The sequence below is a fragment of the Nocardioides flavescens genome (genome assembly GCF_009823805.1).
Taxonomy (GTDB): domain Bacteria; phylum Actinomycetota; class Actinomycetes; order Propionibacteriales; family Nocardioidaceae; genus Nocardioides; species Nocardioides flavescens.
In genome coordinates this window covers 101474-125147 of record NZ_WUEK01000009.1, presented here as the reverse complement: position 1 = coordinate 125147, position 23674 = coordinate 101474, and the positions used below count along the sequence as shown (strand labels likewise).

Here is a 23674-nt window from a genome sequence, read left to right as displayed (position 1 = left end):
GGGTGGTGCGAGTGCTGGTCACCAGGTGATCCGGTTCGAGTCGCGGCCGTTGATGTCGATCCACACCGCGGCCCCGGGATAACCGAAGGCGCGCCCAGCGAAGTGCACGGACCCGCTCTCGCCGACGTTGACCTGCTCCTGCTGGTAGTGCGCGGCGCCGCCGTTGTTGCCGCCGAGGCAGGCGGACCTGTTCTGGGTGTTGCAGTCGGTGTTGTAGAACATCGTGTAGCTGCCGGGGCGGAGTCCGACCAGGTCGACCACGATCGTTGCGCAGCTGGCGGCGGTGCAGTATCCGGTCGTCGTAGCCCCTCCCTTGGACACCGTGAAGTTGGTCCCGGGCGCGGTGAACGACGTCCCTGCGGAGCTCTGGCCACCCGCTTCTGCCACGACCTCGACCGACACGGTGTGGCGCTCTCCCCCGTCGCCGGACACGACGACGCTGCCGCTGTCGGGCCCACTGACGGTCCTGGAGCTGCCGTCGACGGTGATGACGGTCTTGGCGATCGGGCGCCCGTTGGCCGAGGCCGCCGAGTTCCAGCTGAACGTCCCGGACACGCCGTTCTGGTTCACCTGGACGGTGGGGTCGCTCGGCTTGCCGAAGGGCCTGATGCCCTCGACCCGGGTCGCATCACCCGTCACCAGCTTGGACCCGTCCGGTGCCTTCGTGATCGGCACGATGGTGACCGCGTAAGGACCGGCGTTCGCCCCGAAGTCGTAGACGAGCGAGGGGCTGGTCGTGCTCCTCGTACCGCTCGGGCCGGTGACCTCGTAGTGGTCGAGCGTGGTCCCTCGCAGGTCGGCCGGCGGGTCCCAGGTGAGCTGAGCCTTCTGGTCCTGGTCGGCGGCCTTGGCGTTGCGGGGCTCGGTGGCTCTGCCGTACGGCGTGACCGGCGCCGACGTGCCCGTCCACTCACCGGGACCGGCTGCGTTGGAGGCCCGCACCCGGAACGAGTAGCCGACACCGTTGCTCGCGTTCAGCGGCAGTGACCGAGCAGTCGCCGGCTGGGGGACCGTGCGCGTCAGCTTGCCGTCCTCGTAGACCTCGACGTCGTAACCCGTCACCGGGTTGCCGTTGTCGTCGGCCGCCTCCCACTCGACGGTGACCGATCCACCGAGCTGTCCGTCGTTCTGGGTCGCGCCCTGGGGCGCGGAGGCCGACGGCTTCGGCGGCCCGAAGGGGTTGACCGCCTCGGTCTGAGCCGACCACTCCCCCGGCCCTTCGGCGTTGACCGCACGGATCGAGAAGGAGTACTGCGTGGTGTTCGACAACCCCGCCCAGGTGTAGGCGTGGGACCCGCGCGGCAACGACTGGGGGGTCGCCCCGCCGCGGGACCGCAGCTCGAACCGCTCCACCTCGGAACCCTCGTTGACGGGGTCGCCCCAGGTCAGCTGCAGCTCACCGTCCTTCTTCGTCGGCACCACGGTCAGCCCCGGGACGTCACCCGGCACCTCGTCCGGGACCACGGCCTCGGAGTCCGGGCTCGGCTCGCTGCGCCCGACGTCGTTCACGGCAGTGACGTTGAACGCGTACTCCTGCCCGTTCTGCAGGTCGTCGAGGGTGCAGGAGGTGAGTGGGCAGGTGCGGCTGTAGCCACGACTTCCGCGGATCTCGTACGACGTGACGGGCGAGCCGTTGTCGACGGGCTCGCGCCACGAGAGGGTCGCGGTGCCGGAGGAGACCCCCGTGACCGTGGGTCGTGACGGGGCCTCCGGCGGACCGGTCACGGTCACGCGGATGAGCCCCGCCACCGCGCGGGCGGGGTCGCCGAGTCCGTCGTTGACCTGGAAGCGGACGACGGCGGTGCCGGACATCGACGGGTCGGTGCGGATCACGACCTCGGAGCCCTTCGAGGAGACAGCGGGCTGAGGACCCTCACTCGAGTCGACACCGACGCCGGTCACTCGCAGCGGCTCACCGGGGATCGGGTTGGTGGCGTAGTCGGCGACGTCGACAGTGACGGTGTCACCCTGCTGAGCGTCGCGCTCGATGGGACGAACGGTCACCAGAGGACGCGTCGTGGGGAGCACCCGCACCTTGAGCGTCCCGGTCGCGCTGAGGCCCCCCGGGTCGGTCACGGTCGTCGTCACGACGACGGGCTTGCGGGGCGTCCGGGCCGCCCCGGTGCCGGTGACCTCGAGGACCGAGCCGTCCTGCGAGATCTCAAGGTCGTCGCCTCCGCCCACAGCAGCGAAGCTGAGCCCCTCACGGTCCTCGGCGTTCGGGTCGTCGGCGAAGTTCGCCAGGTCGACCGTGGTGGTCGATTCGCCGCTCCCGTCGACGGTCAGCACCCCGCTGCGCATCGTCGGGGGAAGGTTGTCGGCGGGCAGGACCTCGATCGGGATCGTGAGCCGCGAGGTCAAGCGGGTGGGATCATCGAGGTAGGCCCCCTCGACGCCGTTGCCGTCGGTCACCTCGGCGATGATCGCCGCCGCGCCCACGTAGCCCGGCTCGGCTGCGAACCGCAGGGTGGCGGGGTCCACGACCAGCTTCGAGCTGTCCGACTTGTTGGCCTCGACCTCGCCGGCCGTGGTCAGGCGAGGCTGGCGCCCGGCCCGCACGAGGACGTAGTCGGCGAGAGGGAGCTGCACCGAGCTGCCCGAGACCACCTCCACCGGGAGAGCCGCGCCCGGGTCCAGCACCGGCGGCACCGTGTCCGTCCCACCGACGAAGAGGAAGCCGTAGGAGAACTGGCCGTCCGCGTCGGTGACCTGGTAGGCGAGCACCTGATCGCTCGCGGCGAGGGTCACCTCGATCTCACCCCTGCGCACCCGGCTGACCGTCGGGTCCAGGGTCTGGATGCTCAGCTCCGAGCGCGCACCGTCGATGTCCCCGTCGTTGCGGAGCACGTCGACCGAGACGGTGTCGCCCGGCTTCTTGCCCGCGATCTCGGCCAGGTCGGCGGCGTCGTCTCGGGTGATGGGAGCGTAGAGCGGCGCCGACTCGTCCGCGGTGACGGTGAGGTACGCCGTGTCCGTACCGCCGAGGCCGTCGGCCACCGTGTAGCCCACGGAGGTCCGGGCCACGCCGGTCCCGTCCGGCTTCGGCGCCGGCACGGTCACCAGACCGTCTCGCACCGAGGCGTCCACGCCCGCGGGAGCCTCGAGGTCCGCGGCCACGCTCAGCGCGTCGCCGTCCACGTCCACGTCGTTGGCCAGGACGCCGTACTCGATGGTGCGATCGGGTCGCACGACGAGGTCGTCGTCGAAGGCAACGGGAGCCTGGTTGTCGGCGGCTCGGGGGGCGATGCCGATGCGCACATCGACGATCGCCTCGGCGCCGTACTTGTCGGCGACGGTGACCTGGAAGACGTCCGTGCCGAAGCTGTCCGGGAAGGACTCGTAGGAGAACCAGTCGAGGCCGGACTGCACGATGCGGCCCTTCTGCGGGGCCCGCGCGATCCCCTTCAGGCTCACGGCGTCACCGTCGGGGTCCGAGCCCGCCGTGCGGATCTGCACCCTGGTCGTCTGCTCCGAGATGGCGCGGGCCTGGATCGGCTCCGGGTTGGGCGGCGAGTTATCGACCGCGGTGTCGGGCAGCACCTTGATCCGCACGGTGGCCGAGTGCCCTCGGCCGCCCGGGTCGCGCACGCCGTACTGGAGCTGGTACTGGCCGGGCTCCTCCGGGGCACGCAGCCGCACCTGGCGGCCCGACACGAAGGCGATCATCGACTGGTCCGGCACGACCAGCTCGGACTGCAGGAGCGAGAGGGCGTCGCCGTCGGGGTCGCTGTCGTTCGCCAAGACCGCCACGGTGCCGACCGCGCCGGCCCGGATCCGCACCCGGTCGTCGACGGCCTGTGGAGCCCGGTTGCGACCGGCCTCGTCGCGGGCGATCACACTGACCGACCCGGTGGAGGACGCCAGACCGTCGGAGACCACGTAGTCGATCCGCTCGACGCCGGTGAGCTCGCGGGTCGTCTGGATGCGGAGCATGTGCTTGTCGACCAGGGACGCCTTGATGCCCTGGGGGGCGGACACCTCCGGGACCACGAGCACGTCGCCGTCGGGGTCGAAGTCGTTGGCGAGGACATCCACGAGGACCGATCCACCCCCGGTGAGGACTGCCTGGTCCTTGACCGCCGTCGGCGGGCGGTTCTCCGTGGCGTCGTTCAGCACGTCGACACGGATGAAGGACTCTGCGGTGCCGGAGTCGTTGTAGGCCTTGTAGGGCAGGTAGTAGCTCTGGACCCCGGTCGCGACGAGGGTGAAGGACTGACCGTCAGGGCGCCGGGTGAGCTGGATCCCCGGCTGCTTCCCGACGGAGGCCAGGCCGAGGCTCGACCCGTCCGGACTCGCGTCATTGCGCAGTGGCTCCACGGTCGTCGCCTGACCAGCGGTGACCGTCACGTGGTCGGCGACCAGGGCCGGGAGGGCCTTGCCCGCGGTCACCGTCACCGGGAGCGTCGCGGCGTAGGCCAGCCGCCCGTCGCTGATCGAGAGGCTGACGTTCTTGATCCCTGTCGAGCTGCCGGAGTCGTGGAAGGTCAGCGTCCCGTCGCTGCGGAAGTCGACCTCGCCCTGGCTGGGATCGATCCGCGCGTCGTCGAGGACGAGATCGTCACCCTCGGGGTCGACGAACGCCGGCAGCACGTAGGCCTGGACCGACGCGCCTCGGGAGACGTCGGCCGAGAGAGCGACGTCCGGGTCGAGCGGCTGCGGCGCGGTGTTCTCCTCCGCGGACCTGATGCGGACCGTCACGGTCGCCTCGTCCTCGCCCTGACGGCCGTCGGAGACGGTGTAGTTGAGCTGCGCCGTCTGTCCGGCCGCGTCCGCCGGGAACTGGACCTGCAGCTGGGTGCCGCTCCCGACGACCTGCACCGGGATCTGCGGGGCCACCCCGCCGATGCTCTTCACGGTGGCGACCGTCAGGACGTCGCCGTCGGGATCGCGGTCGTTGGAGGTGACGGGCAGGACCGTCGGCTGCCCGGCACGAGCACCCAGATCGTCGTCCCGCGCGTCGGGGTCGTGGTTCTCCTCGGTGCGCTCGGTCGTGTCGATCTGCTCACGACGTTCGGTCCGGTCCTCGATACGAGGGTCGATGTCCGTCCAGTTCTGGATCTTCTCGAGCGTGCCGTCCTCGATCATCCACGCCGCGCCGCTGGCCACGTCGTTCAGCACCGTGTACCCGCGGTTGGTGCGGAACACCAGCCGGGCGTTCTCGGCCACCCCGGGAATGGGCAACCGGGTGACGGAGCCATCGCAGTCGCGGTAGAACCCGTTGACGTCTGGATCGGCCCAGGCGGCGTAGACGCAGCCGTTGTCGACCACCGGCGCGGCGGGACCCCCGTCCAGCACCCCGGTGTCGACCCGCTTCAGGCTCTCCCCGCCGGCGTCGACGGTGTAGAGGCCGGCGTTCGTCGCGACGTAGGCACGATCGCCGCGCGCCGCCGGCTGTTGCAAAGTGAGCCCCGCGGGCTCCTCGACATCGACGCGGGTCGAGGGCCCGGTGACCAGCGACCCCGCAGCGCGGTCGAAGACGAACCCGTGTCCACCCACAGCGGTGAGGTCGCTCTCCGCTGAGAGCGGCTCACCGAGACCGATGGGCGTCTCGAGCGTGACGACCCCGTCGACGCCCACCTCGCCCTGCGTGAGCTCGGCGTCCTGCGGGTCGAGCGCCAGGACGACACCGTCCGGTTGGACCGCGAAGCGGCCTCCCGTGCCGAGCTCCAGGTCCGGGTCGGTCGCCTGCTGGCTGAAGCCGGCCAGGTTGTCGACCGAACGCACCCAGGCGCTGCCGCCCTTCGTGTCGACGAGCGCGACGACACGGCCGCCGTACCGGGCCATCGTGGTGGGCGTCAGCTCCACCGCGTCGCGGAGCGTGCCGCTCGCGACGTCGATCGGGACGATCTGGCGCAGCTCCAGGTCGGGTTCGACGCCGTCCAGCGGGTCGAAGGGGGACACATCGGCCAGCACGGTCGTCTCGGTCTGGAAGACGTCGAACCTACTGCCGGGTGCCACCACGCCGAGGTCGAGCTCGGACACCTGGCGGTTCAAGCGGCCGATCATGGGAGCGGAGGCGCCGGACTGGTTCGTGACCCAGACGCCGCCGTCGTTCAGATCGACCTCGGAGACGGGGGTGCCGTCTGCTCGGACGGCGAGAACCACCAGGGTCGTGGTGACAGCGGCCAGGGTGGTCGCCGACGCGACGCGGCGCAGCGCCGGTCTGCGAAGCGTGCCCAGGACCCGTGCGACGGGCGCGAACGGACTCATGGCGTGACCTCCTGCTGACGGGGGGTGTCGAGGTCGGCTAGGTGCTCTGGGCGGACGATGCGGGCGGCCACGGCGTACTCGACCAACCGCGCCCGCCGAGACGTGGCGAGCCCGTCCCGTCCCCCGCGCAGCCCTTTGACACCGGCGCGGTCGTACTTGTCGCAGACGTTGTCGAGCTTGCGGTTGAAGGTGGTGAGCGACCAGCCCAGCCGGGACGCCGCGGCAGCGTTCGTCGGCAACTCGATAGCGCCGGTGCCGGTCCGACGCAGGACACCCTCGGCGAGCGCGACGAGCAGCAGCAGCTGCGACGGGGTCAGGTCGACCGCGCCCAGAGTGGCATCGCCCGCCGCTTCCTCTGTCTCGGGATCCGCGACGTCGAAGACCGTCCCCGCGGCGTGGACGTCCTGGGTCAGCTCGAGCTCGTAGGTGGTGGCCGCAGCCGTGAAGAGAACGGCGACGCGGGCCAGCACGAGCGGCATTCGTGTCCCGGGCGCGACCCATGCCTGCAGTGAGCCGGCGCCCCCGCTGACGGTGACCGCCAGCCGCGAGCCGACGTTGGAGATCCACCAGAATCCGGACTCGTGGGTGAGCTGGATCAGGCGCCGGTGCAGGAAGGGGTTGTCGTCGACGGCCAGGTCGGCGTCCCGGCCGATGCTGAAGCTGTCGCCCGGGGACAGCGTGTGCACCTCGCCGCAGTACTCCACCGTGAGCCCGGTCACGAGCCCGCCGCGCAACTGAGCGGCGACGGCGCCGACTGCTGTCCGGATCGCACCGTCGTGACGACGATGCAGGCACGCCGGCCCGGTGGCACGTCGACCTGCGCGCCCGCCGAGTCCACCAAGGTGTAGGCAGGCTGCCCACCGTCACCCGCGAGCGTCCAGCGGAAGGTGTCGCCAGGTTGCGGGTCGGTCTGGCTCCACGTGAACCTGGCGGTCCTGCCGTTGAGCGTCCCCGTCACCTCGGTGGGCGTCATGGGGGCCGGGATCACCACGGTGTCTGACGGCGGCGCCTGTGTGCTGCCGCCATCGAGGCGCGCCGTCGGCACCTCTTGGTCTCCACCGTCGCCACCCCCGAGCAGCGAGACCGCGCCGACACCAGCGAGGACCACGATCGCCGCACCCACCACCCACGCGAGCGGTCTGCGGCCGCGAGGGGTTCCGGGCGGCTCGGGGATCGGTTCGAGCTGAGACGCGGCGGTGCCGGCAGGGGCCGCATCCTCGGGCAACGGTCCCGCTGCGGCCTCGAACCGTGGTTGCGACGTCGTCACAGCACGCACCGGCTTGGACAAGGTGAGATCTCCCGCCGCAGGGCGCGGCGGGGCGGGCGGAACGACAGACGGGACGGCGAGGTCGATGACAGTGATCGGCCGGACAGAGGTGCCTGGGTCGTCGTCGTCGTCGTCAGCGGACGCAGAGGCCGACGGCCGGGACGCGTCGAGGACGTCGATGCGCGTCGCGGGCAGGTGGAGCTCGAGCTGCACCTCCTGCAGCGATCGCGCGAGTGCCATGGCACTGGCCGGACGTCCATCGATCCGCTTCGTCATGGCCTTGGCCAGGACCCGATCGAGCGACGCGGGCACGATCGGTCGACCGATCGGGGCGAGAGGACTGTGCAGGATCCGGGAGATGAGGGCAGCCGCGTCGTTCGCCGCTCCAGGCACCTCGAACGGCGAACGACCGGCCAGCACCGTGTAGAGGGTGGCGCCGAGGGACCACACGTCCGACCGCGTGTCGACGGTGCCGTCCTCGCCGACCACCTCGGGCGGTGACCAGGGGACCGAGAAGCCGATGGCCGAGTCACCGGGCTCGGCCAGTACGCGCGAGATCCCGAAGTCCGCGAGCTTCGGGTCACCGAACGCCGTCGACAAGATGTTGCCGGGCTTGATGTCGCGGTGGATGATCCCCGCGCGGTGGGCGGTCTCGACGGCGGCACAGATGCGCACCCCGGCTTCGAGCGCCTCGGGGACCTCGAAGGCCGCGCTCCGGTAGCGCTCGGCGAAGCTCGGGCCGGGGCAGAGCTCCATCGACATGTAGGGGCGGCCGTCCGTCGCGGTGCCGACCTGGAAGATCTGCACGATCGACCCGTGTGACGACAGTTGGGCCATCACGTTGGCCTCCGCACGGAAGGCCGCCTCCTCCTCAGCGCTCGGCGGCTGAGCCAGCACCTTCACCGCGACGTCGCGGCCCAGGGCCGACTCCGTGCAGAGGAAGACGTCGGCGAACCCGCCCGAGCCGATCAGCGACCTGTGGACCAGCCCCGCGATCTGCGGCGGCGCCGACGGCGCACGCCTAGCCACGGGCAACTCCTGCCAGAGCGACGGTGATCGTGACGTCGTCACCCAAGATCAGCTTGTGTCCGTCGAGGAGCGGGAAGAGTTGGCGTGCCGGCAGCCGCTGCGGCTCCTCGTCCGACCCTGTTCGCTCCAGGAGCGTCCCGTTGCGCGACACGTCCTCGACCAGCAGGTGCTCGTCCTCGACGGAGAAACGCAGGTGAGTGCTCGAGACGTAGCCGTGCGGACTCGAGACCGGAACCAGTTGGGGCGGGACACCGACCGAGTGCTGGGCGCTGGGCTTGCGGCCAACCACGACGAGGCTCCTCACCTCGACCACGGCCCCGTGTGAGAAGTGCAGCCGTGGCGCCGGTGGGGCGGCCTGTGGCTCGGTCGAGCGGGCTGCCCGTCCGCGGAGCTCGGCTGCGAGCCCTTGCCCCGCGACGGTGTCGTCGTCGATGTCGGTCTGCACCGACGCGGCAGAGACCGGCGCACCGGCTCCGAACGTCGGGACGCCGATCATCTGCGGAGCCTCGTCCTCGCGGACAGCGGCGTCCTCGGCCGTCCGGGCGATCGTCTCCCCGAACATGTCGTCGAAGGTGTCCCCGACCGGGTCGATCCTGGTGACGTCTGCCCGCGAGGAGTCCTCTCGATCGGCGTCCGCCTCGAACTCGGCCTGAGGCGCCGGCTCCGGCTCGGAGGCCGGTTCGGGCTGGGGTTCGGGCTGGGGTTCGGGCTGGGGTTCGGGCTGGGGTTCGGGCTGGGGTTCGGGCTGGGGTTCGGGCTGGGGTTCGGGCTGGGGTTCGGGCTGGGGTTCGGGCTGGGGTTCGGGCTGGGGTTCGGGCTGCGGAGCCGACTCCGGCGCGAGACCGGAATGGCGGGCCTCGTCGGAGCTCCGTTCGACGTCGGGACCAGGCGCGCGAACGACGAGCGGCTGCGCTGGAGCCGGCGGTCCCGACTGGCCACCCGTCATCCGGATGGCTCCGGCCAAGACAACACCCCCGGAGATGGGCCACCACGGGCTCGAGCCGGCGCCGTCGTCCTCGGCGAGGGTGACCTCGAGGGTCGCGCCGATCGGGAGGTCCAGGGAGCGCTCGATCCAGGTCACGGCGTCCCTCCCGGAAACGAGCTCGGTCCCTACGCGGACCTCCCAGTCGCCGCGTAGCACGACCTGCACGCGCCCGGCTCGAGACTCCACCAGGGCGAAGTCGGGGAGTGTGGCCAGCCCGCGCCGCATCAGGGAGTCGAGCAGATCGGGCGTGGTGCGCTCGGCCAGAGCCAGGACGTCGACGTCGGCGTCCGCGCGGACGACGAGAACCCTCCCGGGGACGACGACCGCGACGGCGGGGCCGGGACGATACGTGACCATGTCAGCCCACCCGCGTGGCGTGGTGGTGTTCGTTCGCGAGGGCCGAGGCGGACTCGATGGTGTCGTCATCGATGTGCCCCCCGTCGGGGCGAACGTCAACGACCAACGCGGTGGCGTTGTCCCGCCCACCAGCGGCCAGGGCCGTGGCGACCAGCCGCGACGCTGTCTCAGGCGCGCTCTGTCCTGCACCGACGACCTCGAGGATCGCCGCGTGGCTGAGCGGCGTACTGACGCCGTCGGAACACAGCAGCAGTCGGGTGCCAGGCTCGACGGGGAGCATTGCGAAGTCCGCGGGAGACGACAGGGTCGCCCCCAGCGCCCGGGTGATGACGTGCCGCTCCGGGTGCGACCGGGCAGCGGCAGCGGTCAGCTGCCCGTCGTCGATCAGCTCCTGGACCACCGAGTGGTCTCGACTCACTTGGGTGAGGTGACCATCAGCGAGCAGATAGGTTCGCGAGTCGCCGATGCTCGCGAGGCACCAGTACGGCACTCCGTCCTCCTCGACGTGGGCCGCCAGCGCCACCGTCGAGCCGGGCGCTTGTCGCCCGCTGCCGGCGGGCAACTGCTCGATCAGCTCGGCCGCGCGTGCCAGCCCCGCACGTACGCTCTCGGCGTCGATCGCGCCCCTTCGGACCAGCTCGTCGAAGACCTCGACCACGATGCCGCTCGCGACGTCGCCGGCTGCATGACCACCCATGCCGTCCGCCACCACGAAGACGGGCGGCGCAACGAGATAGCTGTCCTCATTGGTCCGCCTGTGGGTGCCGGCGTCGGAGGCGCCGCCCGCATCGAGCACCGGCCCGAGCGGTGGCGCCCACATCTGGCCCGCGACCAGCGGGCGTGTCTCGTCGTGCACCTGTGATGAAGCTCCCCGTGAGGTGACGGCACTGCGGGGGCCCATCTTTCGGGCGAATCCCTGCGGCGGAAATACCCGCCGTCGAATATGACGTCATCCGACTAGGCGACCTAGTCCTCCGGACCAGGACGACTAGTCACACATGACACCTGTCGCGGGACGTGTCTTCATGCAGAGGTGACGCAGACGCGGGGTTCAGGCGGTGGTCCACGACGTCCTGGCCCTTGGGGGCGACCTGGCAGGGCGGGTTCGTCACGGACTACGACTCCCCGCCCACCACCTCTCCGGTGAGGCTGTCGACCACCTGCGCGCCGGCGGGCGCGGAGCGCAGCGCGCGCAGGGCGATGGCGCGCCGGTCGTAGGACTCGACTCCCCCGGCCTCGCCGGCGCCGGTCAGCACCCAGCGCCGGGTCGGGCGCTCGCCGCGCGCAGGTCGCTCGGGCTCGGGGTCGCGTTCGTCCCTGCCGACGTACGCCGCGTGGAGGGCGAGCGCGAGCCGATCCGCGCGCACCCGCCCGATGCCCGGGTGCGAGCGGAGCCCGTCGGGCGCGGCCGCCGCGACGGCGGCCACGGACCCGTAGGCCGTGAGGAGGCTGCGGGCCATCCCGGTGCTGATGCCCGGCACCACCGACAGCATCGCCTCCGCCTGCGCGGACGGGTGCCGGGGCGCCCGGCGCGGGCCCTCGGTGCGGACGGTGGGTGCGGCCCGCCGCGCCCGCTTGGCCAGCCGTGAGATCCAGGCCGCACTGTCCTCGGCGTCGAGGCTGTGCAGCACCGTCACGCCGTCCTCGACGAGCCGGCAGACCGCCCCGCGCCAGGCGTCCTCGGCGATGCCGCGCGGCTCGCCCTCGATGAGCAGCACCGCCTGGGCGAACGCCGACTGCAGCCGCACCGCCTGGTCGAAGATCCGCCCGTCGCGGATCGACGAGCCGAGGTCGTGCGGCCCCTTGCGCTCGACGGCCAACCCGGGCCCGAGCACGTAGTCGCCGACCGGCAGGTCGGTCTCCTCGACGCCGAGACCCGCCGCGACCAGCGCCTCGGGGATCCCGCTCCCGCGCTCGCGGTGGTCGACCAGGACCGGGCCGACATCGACCGGATCGGGTGGGGTCAAGGTGCCTGCACGTCGTCCACGGACGGGCAGACCCGCAGGGTCTGGTCGAGCCCCGTCACCTGCAGGACCTTCGTCACGTGGGGCGAGGCCGCGACCAGGGTCAGCTCGGCCCCACGCTCCTCGGCCTGCCGGCGCGCGAGCGCGATGGCACCGATCCCGGCGGAGTCCAGGAACCCGAGCTCGGTCAGGTCCAGCACCAGCAGCGGTGCCGTCAGGTCACTCGAGCCGGTGAGCCCGCGCAGCTGGTCGTGCGAGCGCAGGTCGAGGTCACCACGCACCAGGACCACGTCGTAGCCCTGCCCCGTGTCCGAGGCCGTCCGCAGCTCGAGCTCCGCCATGGCTGACCAGTGCCCCTCCGACGTCGACGTCAGTCTCCCCGTCCTTCAGACGGTCCCCCCGGGCCTCGGCGCGTACATGATCACCGCGACGCCCACCAAGCAGATCAGCGCGCCGACGACGTCCCACCGGTCGGGCACGAACCCGTCCACCGCCATCCCCCAGGCCAGCGAACCGGCGACGAACACCCCGCCGTACGCCGCCAGGATGCGCCCGAACTCCGCGTCGGGCTGCAGCGTCGCCACGAACCCGTAGGCACCCAGGGCGATCACTCCCGCACCGATCCACACCCACCCCCGGTGCTCGCGCACGCCCTGCCAGACCAGCCACGCGCCGCCGATCTCGGCGAGTGCGGCGACGGCGAACAGCAGCAGGGACCGCGCGACGTTCATGGCGGTGAGTGTGTCAGGGGCCCTAGGCAAGACCTCGGACCGGCGATCTCGGTTGCCCACCCTGGGGCGGGCCGGTGAGGCTGGCCGGATGAGCGAGCCCCGCCCTGACGCGCTGATGTCCCCGGACGGCACCCGAGGGTGGTTCGCCTACCTCCCCGACGGATCCAGGCCCGCAGCCTCGGACGACGACGCCTGGTCGCCTCCACGCGAGGGCTCCGTGATCCGGCTGATGGGCGAGTACGGCGCGGACGTCCCGCTCTGGGGCGAGGACGGGCTGCTCTTCCTCGACCGCGACGAGCTCGTCCGCGAGTGGACGCTCAGCGACGATCTGGTCGACGACCTCGTCCGCTGGGGGCTGGCCTGGGAGGAGCACGCCGGCGAGCGCGACCACGACGCGGACGGAGCCGACCTCGCGCGCCGGCTCAGGCGAGAGCTGGGACAGCGGTACCGGATGTTCTTCCACCCCTGACGGGAGAGCCGAGGGTGCTCGCGCACTCACCACACCCGCGTGCCTCGACGAGTGCCTCTGGCGGATAGCCTCGGACCTCCCACGGGGCGGTAGCTCAGTCGGTCAGAGCAGAGGACTCATAATCCTTGGGTCGTGGGTTCGAGCCCCACCCGCCCTACCACCTGCGTGACCCTCCCGCGCTCAGGCGGCACGTGGCCTGACGAGGCACCGTGGGGCGTCGTCCGCCGGTCAGGGTCCACCGCGACATGGTGAACACGATCACCCCGTCGCGGTGGACAGGGCCGCCGGTTTCCCGGGGACGGCACGGGCGACCTCGCTCACCCGGGTGAATCGACGCGCACGGCCCGACTGCTCACCCGTCGGCGGTGTTCTCCTCGACCCACGACCGCAGGGCGGCCAGCGGGACCGCGGCACTCCGGCCCAGGTCGGTGAGGGCGTACTCCACACGGGGTGGGACCTCTGCGTACGCGGTGCGGGTGACCAGCTCGCGATCCTCGAGGCGCTTCATGGTGCTCGAGAGCACCTTCGGGCTGATGCCCTCGAGACGAGACCTCAGCTGGCCGAAGCGACGTGGCCCTGCTTCGAGAGCACCGATCGCGAGCGCGCTCCACTTGTTGGCCAACAGGTCGAGCATGTCGCGACAGGGGCACATGGCCGTGTACACGTCACGAGGTCCGCACACGTCGTGGTCGCGAGTGGTCACCCCCGATGGTGACCAGAAGGAAGCAGGTGCCCTTGACGGTAACCAGGGCGCACCGACGATGGTGTGGTCATGACCTCCACGCCTGAGCACGCCGAGTCCATGAGGGCAGTCGCCTTCCATCCCAGCCAGAACGTCGCCGGTCCCTCCAGGCTCGTCGACGTCACGGTGCCACGCCCGGACGTCGGCTCGCGGGACCTGCTGGTGGAGGTGCGGGCGGTTTCGGTCAACCCGGTCGACATCAAGGTGCAGGACGGAGGCTCCGACGACCTGCGGATCCTCGGCTTCGACGCGGCCGGGACGGTCGTCGCGGTCGGCGAGGACGTCACCCTCTTCTCGCCCGGGGACGAGGTCTGGTACGCCGGGAGCATCGCCCGCCCCGGCACCAACGCGGAGTTCCACGCGGTGGACGAGCGGATCGCCGGGCGCAAGCCCTCGACCCTCGACTTCGCCGAGGCCGCAGCCATGCCCCTCACCGCGATCACGGCGTGGGAGGGCCTCTTCGACAAGCTGCGCCTCGACTCCACCAGCACGGGCACGATGCTCCTGATCGGCGCCAGCGGCGGTGTCGGCTCGATGGTCCTGCAGCTGGCCGAAGCGCTCCTGCCCGGCGTGCGCGTCATCGCCACCAGCTCGACGGCGGAGTCCGACGAATGGGTGCGGGACCTCGGCGCCGAGGTCACGGTCAACCACCGGGAGGGTGACCTGCTGGAGCAGGTCCGGACCGCGGCCCCGGAGGGGATCGACTGGGTGTTCACCTCGCGCGTGGCCGATCCCGGCCAGCTCGACCTCTATGTCGACGTGCTGAAGCCCTTCGGCCAGATCGTGGCCATCGACGACCCGGAGAGCCTCGACATCGCCTTCCTGAAGAGCAAGAGCATCACCTTCCACTGGGAGCTGATGTTCACGAAGGCGCTGGCCGGCGGCGACCTCATGACCAGCCAGCACACCCTGCTCGACGAGGTCGCCGACCTGGTGGACGCAGGCCGCATCCGCACGACCGTCACCACGGTGCTCAGCCCGATCGACGCCGCACAACTGCGCGAGGCGCACCGCCGCGTCGAGGGCGGACGCACCATCGGCAAGATCGCCGTCAGTCGCTGAGGGCCGGGGCTCAGGGCATCGACGACCACCTCCACCTTGCCTTGACGCGTATGTTGATCAACACAGTCCAGTTTGATCGTCCCGGAGGTCCGCATGCCCACCGTCCCCTTCTCCGTCGCCAGCCGCGGCACGGGCGTCGCCCAGGACGTCACCGTCCAGGGCGAGCACGAGCACCACTTCAGCTCCGACACCTACCCGGCCTTCGGCGGCGCCGACGCCGCGCCCAGTCCCCTGGCCTACACCCTGGGCGCGCTGACGTCGTGCAACCAGATCAGCGCTCAGCTCGTGGCCAAGGACCTCGACATCCGGGTCGGCGAGTTCACCTTCACCGCTCGCGGCGACCTGGACCCGTCGGTCTTCGTCGGCGGGGTCGAGGGCAACGCCAACTTCGACGCCGTGACCGTCGAGGCCACGGTCGAGACCGACGCCGAGGGCGAGCGGTTCGACCGGTTCGTCGCCGAGCTCGAGCGCCGCTGCCCCGTCACGCAGCTCTTCCGGCGCAGCGGCCTCGACTACACCTCGACCTGGAAGTCGCTGCCGCTCCCCGAGTGACTCCCGGCGCGGATCGGCCCCGACCCCGTCAGCTCGCCCGCACCGCGATGGCGAGCAGGTCCCGCACCGGTCCGGCGGGCGGGCGGGTGCCGCCGAGCCACACGGCGGTGAAGTCGCGACCGAGGTCGACGCCGCGGACGGGCAGCACCACCAGGTCGTCGGTGCCGGGGAGCGTGAGGGCACTGAGGAGCGCAGGTGCGCCGCCGGCGCGGACGGCGCCGAGCACCGCGGCGTTGGTGGTCAGCTCGACCTCGGGCGGGGCCAGCGGGTGGCCCGCGGCCCGGAAGGCGTCCTCGGCGACCTGGCGGGTCCCGGAGCCTGGCTCGCGGCTGGTGAGGGGTCGGCGGCTGACGACGGCTGCGGTGAGGGGGCTGCGACGCTCGGCCCAGGGGTCCTCGGTCGAGGCGACGAGCACGAGCTGGTCGCCGCCGACGACCCGGGAGGTCAGTCCGGTGAGGTCGCCCGAGCCCTCGGTGAAGCCGAGGTCGGCCTCGCCGCGGCGCACGGCGTCGAGCACACCGGTGGTGTTGGTCGCGACCATCGTGGCGCTGACCGCGCGCTCGCGACGGAGCCGGACGAGCCAGCGCGGGACGACGTGCTCGGCGGTGGTCATGCTGGCGAAGACGTGCAGCTCGTCCGAGCGACGTTCGCGCAGCGTCTGGACGGCCGCCTCCATCTCGTCGGCCCGGGCGAGCAGGCCGACGCTCCACTCGACCACCAGCCGTCCGGACGGCGTCAGGGTCGTGCCGGTCGGCCCGCGCTGCAGGAGCGGGAGGCCGGTCTCGGCCTCGATCGTCCGCAGCCGCTGCGACGCCGCCTGCTGCGAGACGCCCGCCTCCTTGGCCGCCGCGCCGATGCTCCCGGTCCGGGCCACGGCGACCAGGAGGCGCAGGGCGTCGAGCTCGGGCAGGCGGGGCACGGGACCACCCTAGCCCCACCCACAGGGCGAGCTTGTGGGGTCACAAGGAAGGAACGGGTACTCGAACCCGCCACGCCGCGAGATCGTGGGGTCATGAGCAGCACACAGGTCGCCGCCCGGGCGGAGCTCGCGACGACCGCGCCACCCCGCCCCCGGCTCCTGCGCGACCTCGAGGGCGCGCCCGCGCTCGGCTACGTCGGCCCCAACTGGTTCGCCTCGGTGATGGGCACCGGCATCGTGGCCGTGGCCCTGGCCTCGCTGCCGTTCCGCCTCCCCGGAGCGGTCGCCGCGGCGCTGGTGGTGTGGCTGCTCGCGGTCGCACTGCTCGTCGCCGTCACCGGAGCGACGCTCGCGCACCACCGGCGCCACCCCGCGACCGCCCGCGGTCACCTCGACGACCCCGTGATGTCGCACTTCTACGGCGCCCCGGCGATGGCTCTGATGACCGTCGGTGCCGGCACGGTCCTGGTCGGCCACCGGCTCGTCGGCACCGGACCGGCGCTCGTCGCGGACGCCGTGCTGTGGACCGTGGGCACCGCGCTCGGTCTGGCCACCGCCGTGGTCGTGCCCTTCCGGGCCATCACCTCGCACGACGTGCGTCCCGACTCGGCGTTCGGCGGCTGGCTGATGCCGGTCGTCCCGCCGATGGTCAGCGCCGCGACCGGGGCGCTGCTCGTCCCGCACCTGCCGGCCGGGCAGGCGCAGCAGACGATGCTGCTGGCCTGCTACGCGTTCTTCGGGCTGACGCTGATCGCGAGCCTGCTGATGGTCGCCGCGATCTGGCAGCGGCTGCTGCACCACGGCCTCGGCGCGGCCGGAGCGGTGCCAACCCTCTGGATCGTGCTCGGCCCGCTCGGCCAGTCGGTGACCGCCGCCCACCACCTCGGCCAGGTCGCCCCCGGCGTGCTCGGTGCGCCGTACGCCGGCGCCTTCCGGGCCCAGACGCTGGTCTACGGCGTGCCGGTCCTCGGCTTCGCCCTGCTGTGGCTGGCCCTCGCCCTCGCCCTGACGGTCCGCACCGCGCGGGCCGGGCTGCCGTTCGGCCTGACCTGGTGGTCCTTCACCTTCCCGGTCGGGACGGTGGTCACCGGCGCCTCCGGCCTGGCCTCGGCGACCGGTCTGGTCGCGCTCGACGTGCTCACGGGGCTGCTCCTCGTCGGCCTCGTCGCCGCCTGGACCGTGGTGCTCGTCCGGACCGTCCACGGCGTCGCCCGCGGACGCCTGCTCCTCGACCCGCGCCCGGCCTGAGGGGCGGGAGAAGCAGAACGCCGCCGCGCTGGTGCGCGGCGGCGTTCTGACGTGGGCTCCCCCGGTTGGACTCGAACCAACAACCCTCCGGTTAACAGCCGAATGCTCTGCCAGTTGAGCTACAGGGGATCGTGTTGCAGTCGGGAACACTAGCAACCCCGCCGCCCCGGCGGGTAATCCGGGTCGGACCTCGCGAGGTCAGTCGCCGACCTCGGCGCGAGCGGCAGCGAGGGCGTCCTGGGTGGCCAGCTCGACGAGCGGGTCGGCAGGGTCGATCCCGGCGTCGTACTCGAGCAGCCAGGTCAGCTCACGTGCACCGGAGGGTGCCCGCCTCGCCACGATGCGCACGCCCCGCTTGTCGTGGACGGCGACGTGGCGCTGCAGCAGCACCGTCGAGGTGACCCGCTCGCGCACGAGCTGCAGGAGCCGGACGGGTTCCTCGAGGCGTACGGCGTGGGTCGGCCGCGGCTCGCCCCAGGTGCCGACCTCGCGGACCGTGAGCGTCTCGGACTCGAGGTCCCAGTCGGCGGCCTCGACCTGCTGCCAGGGCACGCGGGTGCCGCCGGGGAGGTAGAGCGCGTCGCGGGTGCCCGCGACCGGACCGTCGGCCGAGGTCGCCCAGGCCAGCACCCGCTCCCCCGCCGCGACCTCGACGTCGGGCTGTCCGCGCCGCAGACCTCTCACCGACGCCTCACCTGGACGAGCCCACGATCAGGTCGCGCAGCTGGCGCCGGTAGGCCTCCAGCGCGGCGATGTCGCCGAACATCCGGTTGAACGCCTCGGCCTGCTCGATCGGGTTGGTGCGCTGCAGCTTGGACTTGATCTCGGCGATCCGGCGCAGCGCGGTCAGCTCGAGCAGCCCGAACACGTGGGCCGCGACGTAGGACGCCTCCGGCTCCTTGAGCGTGCGCAGCGGCTCGACCGTGAGCTCGGTGATCGCCGAGGCGACCTCGGGGCTGCCGGCGGCGTCGCGCACCTTGCCCGACCAGCCGGCGTCGGCGCTGCCCGCGGCGACCCCGCCGCAGGCCTCGACGGCGGACCACACCCCGGCGTACGTCGGGTGGGTGAAGTCGTCGACCGCGAGGTCGCTGGTGGTGCGACCGATGACCATCGGGTGCTGGATGACGAGCTTGAGGGTCTCGCGCTCCAGGGTGTACTTCGGGTCGCGCAGGTCGGGCAGCTGCCGCCGCGCGGGGGCCGGCTCGTCGGGTGGCGGTTCCTGCGCGGCGCCGCGCTCGGGGGCGGTGGCACCACGACCTCCCGGGGCGGGTCGTCCGGCGGCGCGGCGCACCTCGGCGAGCGCCTCCTCCACCTCGACGCCGACCATCGAGGCGATCTCGCGGGCGAACGCCGAGACCTTCGACCGGTCCCGCACGCTCGAGACCAGTCGCGCGGCCTCGCGCAGGGCGTCGACGCGCCCGTCGGCGCGGTCGAGGTCGTACTTCGAGACGACGTTGGCCAGCACGAAGCGGTAGAGCGGCTGGCGGCGCGCGACCAGCTCGCGGACGGCGGCGTCGCCCTGCTTGATGCGCAGGTCGCACGGGTCGAGGCCGTCGGGCTCGACGGCGACGTAGGTCTGGGAGACGAAGTTCTGGTCGCCGCCGAACGCCTTGATCGCGGCGGCCTGACCGGCGGCGTCACCGTCGAAGGTGAAGATCACCTCGCCGCGGAACTCCTCGTGGTCGGCCATGTAGCGGCGCAGCACCTTGGCGTGGTCGTCGCCGAACGCCGTGCCGCAGGAGGCCACCGCCGTCCTGACCCCGGCGAGGTGGCAGGCCATCACGTCGGTGTAGCCCTCGACGACGACGGCCTGCGAGGCCAGCCCCATCTCCTTGCGGGCCAGGTCGATGCCGTAGAGGACCTTGGACTTCTTGTAGATCGGGGTCTCGGCGGTGTTGAGGTACTTCGCCTCGATCTTGTCGTCGTCGAAGATCCGGCGCGCGCCGAAGCCGATCGTGTCGCCGTTGGCCTCGCGGATCGGCCACAGCAGCCGCCCGCGGAACCGGTCGTACGGCGATCGCCCGACCGCGACCAGCCCGGCGGTCACCACCTCGTCCTGGGTGAAGCCGCGCGCGCGCAGGTGGCGGAAGAGGTCCTCGCCGCCGCGCGGGGCGAAGCCGAGCCCGAAGGTCTCGGCGGCGTCCTGGTCGAAGCCGCGCTCCTTGAGGAACTGCCGGGCCACCTGCGCCTCGGGCGTGAGGAGCTGCTCGGCGTAGTACTCCTGGGCGACGCGGTGCGCCTCCACGAGCTTGCCGCGCCCCGGCCCGCGGGGGCGGTCGTCGAACCCCTCGCCCTCCTCGCGCTTGAGCTCGACCGAGAACCGCTCCGCGAGCCGCTCGACCGTCTCGACGAAGCTGAGGCCGTCCTGCTTCATCACGAACGAGATGACGTCGCCGCCCTCTCCGCAACCGAAGCAGTGGAATGTGCCGTGGGAGGGCCGGACGTTGAACGACGGCGACTTCTCGTCGTGGAAGGGGCACAGGCCCTTGAAGTTGCCGCCGCCGGCGCCCTTGAGGGTGACGTACTGCCCCACGACCTCGTCGATGGGCGACCGCTCGCGCACCTCCTGGATGCTCTCCTCGCGGATCCGCCCTGCCACCCCCTCAGCCTACGGGCGGATCAGTACGCGCCGCTCATCACGTTCACAGGCTCCTCGCCGGCCGCGATCCGGTGCAGCTGGTCGCGGATGAGGCGGTGGGCGCGGGGCCACATCGCACTGCTGGCGCCGCCGACGTGGGGCGAGACGAGCAGGCCGGGGGCCGACCAGAGCGGGTGGTCCTCGGGCAGCGGTTCGGGGTCGGTCACGTCGAGCGCGGCGCGCAGCCGACCGCTGGTCAGCTCGGCCAGCAGCGCGTCGGTGTCGACGACGGCCCCGCGGGCGACGTTGACGAGCAGGGCGCCGTCGGGCAGCGCGGCCAGGAACTCCGCGTCGACCAGACCCCGGGTCTCGTCGGTCAGCGGCACGATCAGGATCACCACGTCGGCCGAGGGCAGCAGGTCGGGCAGGTCACCGAAGGCGTGCACGCCGTCGCGGGCCGACCGGGCGACCCGGGTCACCGAGCACTCGAACGGCAGCAGCCGGGCCTCGATCGCCTCGCCGATGGCGCCGTAGCCGACCAGCAGCACCTCGCGGTCGGCGAGCGAGTCGCCCCACGCGGGCTCCCAGGACGAGCGGTCCTGGCCGCGCACCCACCCCGGGGCGCCGCGCAGGCTGGCCAGGGTGAGCGTCAGCGCGAGCTCGGCGGTCGAGGTGTCGTGGATGCCGCGCCCGTTGCACAGCAGCACCCCGTCGGGCACCACGTCGCGGACGTTGTCGACGCCCGCGGTCAGCGTCTGCACGATGCGCAGCGAGCGCATCCGCGGGATCAGCTCGCGCACCTGCGGCCCGACGGAGTACGGCGGCACGAAGACCTCGACGTCGTCGACCGAGGCCGGGAGCGCGTCGAGGTCGCTGATGTCGTCCACGACCTCGTAGTCGAGCGAGGTCGGCGCGTCGCCGAGGTCGGCCGGGTCGAAGGGCAGCCAGACGAGGGTCATGCCGTCCATCCTGACGTCCGCACCCCGCGCGCGCCCTGCCGCACCAGCCGCTCGTGCCACGCCAGCGCGCTGGCGTCGGTCAGCGAGGCGACCTGGTCGACGACGACCCGCAGCCGGGTCGCGTCGTCGGGCGCGGCCCGCCAGTCCTCGGCGAAGGACGCGTCGAGCGCCACCGGCGCGTGCTCGAGGAGCACCTCGACGAGCTCGGCCACGACCTCGCGCTGGCGCGCCATCAGCGCCACGCGGTCGTCGGCCTCCATGACGTAGTGCGCGGCGATCCCCTTGAGCACGGCCATCTCGAGCACCGTCTCGGGCGGCACGACCAGGTCGGCGCGGTAGCGCACGAACGGCCCCGGCCCCGCGGCGAACGTCGCCTCCTGCACCGCCCCGCAGAACAGCCCGATGAGGTCGCTCGTGAGGTTCTTCAGCGCGGCGAGGCTGCGCCGCGTGCCGTCGTACGACGTCGCGGGCCAGCCGGCCACGGAGCGGAGGCGGTCGAGGGCCGCGCCGAGCTCGTCGTCGTCGGCGGCCGGCAGGTAGGAGCGGCGCACGCTGGCCCACACCGCGTCGGGGTCGAGCCGGTCGAGGTCGACGCGTCCGGCGACCACCCCGTCCTCCACGTCGTGCACGGAGTAGGCGACGTCGTCGGCGAGGTCCATGATCTGCGCCTCGACGCAGCGCCGCTGCCCAGGCGCCCCGGCGCGCAGCCAGTCGAAGACCTCGGCGTCGTCGGCGTAGACGCCGAACTTCGACGTGGCGCGCTCCCGGCCCTGCTCGCGGGTCCAGGGGTACTTCGTGCAGGCGTCGAGGGTCGCCCGGGTGAGGTTGAGGCCGACGCTGCGACCCGAGCGCGGGTCGACGGTCTTGGCCTCGAGCCGGGTCAGCAGGCGCAGGGTCTGCGCGTTGCCCTCGAACCCGCCGCAGTCGGCGGCCAGCGCGTCCAGGGCGTGCTCGCCGTTGTGGCCGAACGGCGGGTGGCCGAGGTCGTGGGCCAGCGCGGCCGTCTCGGCGATGTCGGGCTGGGAGCCGAGCGCGCGCGAGAGGTCGCGCGCCACCTGGGCGACCTCGAGGCTGTGGGTCAACCGGTTGCGCACGAAGTCGTCGGCCTGGGGGCCGTGCACCTGCGTCTTGGCGGCCAGCCGGCGGAACGCCGCCGCGTGCACCACCCGCGCCCGGTCGCGCTCGTACGCCGTCCGCTCGGGGGCGTCGACCCGCTTCGGCGGCTCGGCCACCCAGCGCTCGGCGTCGCGGGCGGCGTAGCGCCGGGTGCTGTCGTCCATGTCGGGCACGACCCTAGTCAGCCGCACCGTCGGCGGCTGCGGCAGTGGTTCCTGCGAGTGGTTTCGAGACGGCGCTAGCGCGCCTCCTCAACCAGCGGCGTCGGTGGTTGAGGAAGGACGAAGTCCTGTCTCGGAACCACCCGCCGAGGACGGCAGGACCTCAGTAGACCGAGACGTGGACGTGGTCGAAGTGGTTGGCGGTGATGGAGCCGCGGTTCTCCATGCCCCGCCAGCCCTCGCCGGAGCGCTCGACCGACCAGATCTTCTGGGAGTAGATGACGTAGCTGACGCCGAGGGCGGCGTAGTTGGCGCGCACGAACTCCGCGACCTGCCAGCCCTCGGAGCCGCTCACCATGATGTCGACGGCCTTGCCCAGCGGGTGGTCGCCGCCACCGCCGCGCAGGGTGCCGTAGACCGAGATGTCGGGGAAGTTGGAGCAGACGGCCTCGTGGACCGCGACGATGCTCGGGCTCACGCCGCTCGGGACGCTCGTGCCATTGGTGCAGTCGCCGCCGAGCTTGGGCGGCTCGTCATGGGAGAGGTAGCCGTCGGTGACCCAGCGCGACTCGCCCTTGACGACGACCTCGGTGCGACCCCAGATCTCGCGTCCGGTGATGAGGACCTTCGTCCCCTCGTCGAGCTCACCGACCTGCTTGGCCCTGGCGCCCGGCTGGGTCCACAGGTTGAGGTCGCTGGTGGTCCAGCGCTTCTGGCTGGCGGCCTCGACGGCGGCCTGCGTGGCCTCCTTCGACATGAAGCGCGGCGCGTAGGTCTGCGGCGTGCGCATCTTCATCCGGCTCTCGGCGCGGGTGACCGGGTCGCTGCTGCGCGCCTCGGCGGCCGCCGCGTCCTCCGAGGACACCGCGGTCGGCTCGCCGGACGCGTCCTCGGACGTGGCGGCGTCGGCCGCACCGGAGTCGACGGCGCCCGCGACGCTGCCGACCGCGGCGGGTGCGGCGCTCAGCGGGACGAGGCCACTCCCCGCGGGGTCGACGGCGACGACGCCGACGGTCACGGCGGCGGCGGTGGCCAGGACGGCCAGCGGCGCGATGACGGCCATGGCCTGGGGCTTGCGGCGGGCTTCGGTGTCCCGCTTGTGGCGATGTTCGCCCACAGCGCTGATTCCTCTGCTTGATCGGTGGCACAGACAGTTCTGAACGAGGAGTCGGGCGCCCCCGGCGGCACCGACTGGTCCAAGACTGAACCACACGACTTCGGCGTCGAACCAATCGCCTGTCCACCCCTCGAGTGGCGCAAGTCACCCCTGACGGCCGATCTGCGCGGTTACCGAGCGGTCACCTGCGGCCCGCGTCACGTCCGGG

Annotated in this window: 19 protein-coding genes and 2 tRNA genes; 5 read left to right on the top strand and 16 right to left on the bottom strand. The window is 72.3% G+C overall.

Going from position 1 to position 23674, the window contains the following annotated elements; translation table 11 throughout:
- Positions 1-18: 18 nt before the first annotated feature.
- The 8 genes from GRQ65_RS15155 to GRQ65_RS15125 form a co-directional block, all read right to left on the bottom strand.
- Positions 19-6210, bottom strand: coding sequence for an Ig-like domain-containing protein (locus GRQ65_RS15155; RefSeq protein ID WP_160878819.1), 6192 nt, complete (start codon positions 6208-6210; stop codon positions 19-21).
- Positions 6207-6929, bottom strand: a complete 723-nt coding sequence (locus GRQ65_RS15150; RefSeq protein ID WP_160878818.1) for an FHA domain-containing protein — start codon at positions 6927-6929, stop codon at positions 6207-6209. Before GRQ65_RS15150 ends, GRQ65_RS15155 begins: the two co-directional genes overlap by 4 nt.
- Complete coding sequence (locus tag GRQ65_RS15145; protein ID WP_337191758.1) at positions 6926-8548, bottom strand: serine/threonine-protein kinase; 1623 nt, start codon at positions 8546-8548, stop codon at positions 6926-6928. The genes GRQ65_RS15150 and GRQ65_RS15145 overlap by 4 nt, the downstream gene beginning before the upstream one ends.
- On the bottom strand, positions 8499-9848 hold the full coding sequence (locus tag GRQ65_RS22185; protein ID WP_202388156.1) for an FHA domain-containing protein: 1350 nt from the start codon (positions 9846-9848) through the stop codon (positions 8499-8501). Before GRQ65_RS22185 ends, GRQ65_RS15145 begins: the two co-directional genes overlap by 50 nt.
- A 1-nt stretch (position 9849) precedes the next feature.
- Complete coding sequence (locus GRQ65_RS15140; RefSeq protein WP_160878816.1) at positions 9850-10704, bottom strand: protein phosphatase 2C domain-containing protein; 855 nt, start codon at positions 10702-10704, stop codon at positions 9850-9852.
- A 259-nt stretch (positions 10705-10963) separates the two neighbouring features.
- Positions 10964-11815 carry an ERCC4 domain-containing protein gene (locus GRQ65_RS15135; protein WP_160878815.1) on the bottom strand — a complete coding sequence of 284 codons (852 nt, stop codon included), beginning with the start codon at positions 11813-11815 and terminating at the stop codon, positions 10964-10966.
- A complete protein-coding gene (locus tag GRQ65_RS15130; RefSeq protein ID WP_160878814.1) occupies positions 11812-12153 on the bottom strand; it encodes an STAS domain-containing protein in 342 nt (113 codons plus the stop codon). Before GRQ65_RS15130 ends, GRQ65_RS15135 begins: the two co-directional genes overlap by 4 nt.
- Before the next feature lie 45 nt (positions 12154-12198).
- Positions 12199-12543 (bottom strand): YnfA family protein, encoded by a 345-nt coding sequence (locus GRQ65_RS15125; RefSeq protein ID WP_160878813.1) that lies wholly within the window; start codon positions 12541-12543, stop codon positions 12199-12201.
- Positions 12544-12631: 88 nt separating this feature from the next.
- Between GRQ65_RS15125 and GRQ65_RS15120 the strand changes: the two genes are divergently transcribed.
- Together GRQ65_RS15120 and GRQ65_RS15115 are read left to right on the top strand one after the other, a co-directional pair.
- Positions 12632-13012, top strand: coding sequence for a hypothetical protein (locus GRQ65_RS15120; protein ID WP_160878812.1), 381 nt, complete (start codon positions 12632-12634; stop codon positions 13010-13012).
- Between the two features lie 83 nt (positions 13013-13095).
- A tRNA-Ile gene (locus tag GRQ65_RS15115) sits at positions 13096-13172 on the top strand.
- 192 nt (positions 13173-13364) lie between these two features.
- Here the strand turns inward: GRQ65_RS15115 and GRQ65_RS15110 are convergent.
- Complete coding sequence (locus tag GRQ65_RS15110) at positions 13365-13646, bottom strand: winged helix-turn-helix transcriptional regulator (protein WP_160878811.1); 282 nt, start codon at positions 13644-13646, stop codon at positions 13365-13367.
- Positions 13647-13784: 138 nt separating this feature from the next.
- Between GRQ65_RS15110 and GRQ65_RS15105 the strand changes: the two genes are divergently transcribed.
- Both GRQ65_RS15105 and GRQ65_RS15100 read left to right on the top strand, forming a co-directional pair.
- Positions 13785-14816, top strand: coding sequence for a zinc-binding alcohol dehydrogenase family protein (locus tag GRQ65_RS15105; RefSeq protein WP_160878810.1), 1032 nt, complete (start codon positions 13785-13787; stop codon positions 14814-14816).
- A 93-nt stretch (positions 14817-14909) separates the two neighbouring features.
- Positions 14910-15368, top strand: a complete 459-nt coding sequence (locus tag GRQ65_RS15100; RefSeq protein WP_160878809.1) for an OsmC family protein — start codon at positions 14910-14912, stop codon at positions 15366-15368.
- A gap of 28 nt (positions 15369-15396) precedes the next feature.
- On the opposite strand, the gene GRQ65_RS15095 is transcribed toward GRQ65_RS15100, so the two are convergent.
- Positions 15397-16287, bottom strand: coding sequence for a LysR substrate-binding domain-containing protein (locus GRQ65_RS15095; protein WP_160878808.1), 891 nt, complete (start codon positions 16285-16287; stop codon positions 15397-15399).
- 93 nt (positions 16288-16380) lie between these two features.
- Here GRQ65_RS15095 and GRQ65_RS15090 point away from each other — a divergent pair, with 93 nt between their 5' ends.
- A complete protein-coding gene (locus GRQ65_RS15090; protein WP_160878807.1) occupies positions 16381-17535 on the top strand; it encodes a TDT family transporter in 1155 nt (384 codons plus the stop codon).
- Between the two features lie 56 nt (positions 17536-17591).
- Here the strand turns inward: GRQ65_RS15090 and GRQ65_RS15085 are convergent.
- From GRQ65_RS15085 to GRQ65_RS15060, 6 genes are all read right to left on the bottom strand, one after another.
- Positions 17592-17664: transfer RNA gene (locus GRQ65_RS15085), tRNA-Asn, on the bottom strand.
- Positions 17665-17733: 69 nt separating this feature from the next.
- Positions 17734-18219 (bottom strand): hypothetical protein, encoded by a 486-nt coding sequence (locus tag GRQ65_RS15080; protein WP_160878806.1) that lies wholly within the window; start codon positions 18217-18219, stop codon positions 17734-17736.
- 7 nt (positions 18220-18226) lie between these two features.
- Entirely contained in the window at positions 18227-20134 is a 1908-nt protein-coding gene (gene dnaG / locus GRQ65_RS15075; protein WP_160878805.1) for a DNA primase, read from the bottom strand.
- Between the two features lie 20 nt (positions 20135-20154).
- On the bottom strand, positions 20155-21072 hold the full coding sequence (locus tag GRQ65_RS15070) for a 2-hydroxyacid dehydrogenase (protein ID WP_160878804.1): 918 nt from the start codon (positions 21070-21072) through the stop codon (positions 20155-20157).
- Entirely contained in the window at positions 21069-22352 is a 1284-nt protein-coding gene (locus GRQ65_RS15065) for a deoxyguanosinetriphosphate triphosphohydrolase (RefSeq protein WP_160878803.1), read from the bottom strand. The genes GRQ65_RS15070 and GRQ65_RS15065 overlap by 4 nt, the downstream gene beginning before the upstream one ends.
- Positions 22353-22512: 160 nt before the next feature.
- Positions 22513-23466 carry a VldE C-terminal domain-containing protein gene (locus GRQ65_RS15060; protein WP_237448322.1) on the bottom strand — a complete coding sequence of 318 codons (954 nt, stop codon included), beginning with the start codon at positions 23464-23466 and terminating at the stop codon, positions 22513-22515.
- Positions 23467-23674: the final 208 nt, after the last annotated feature.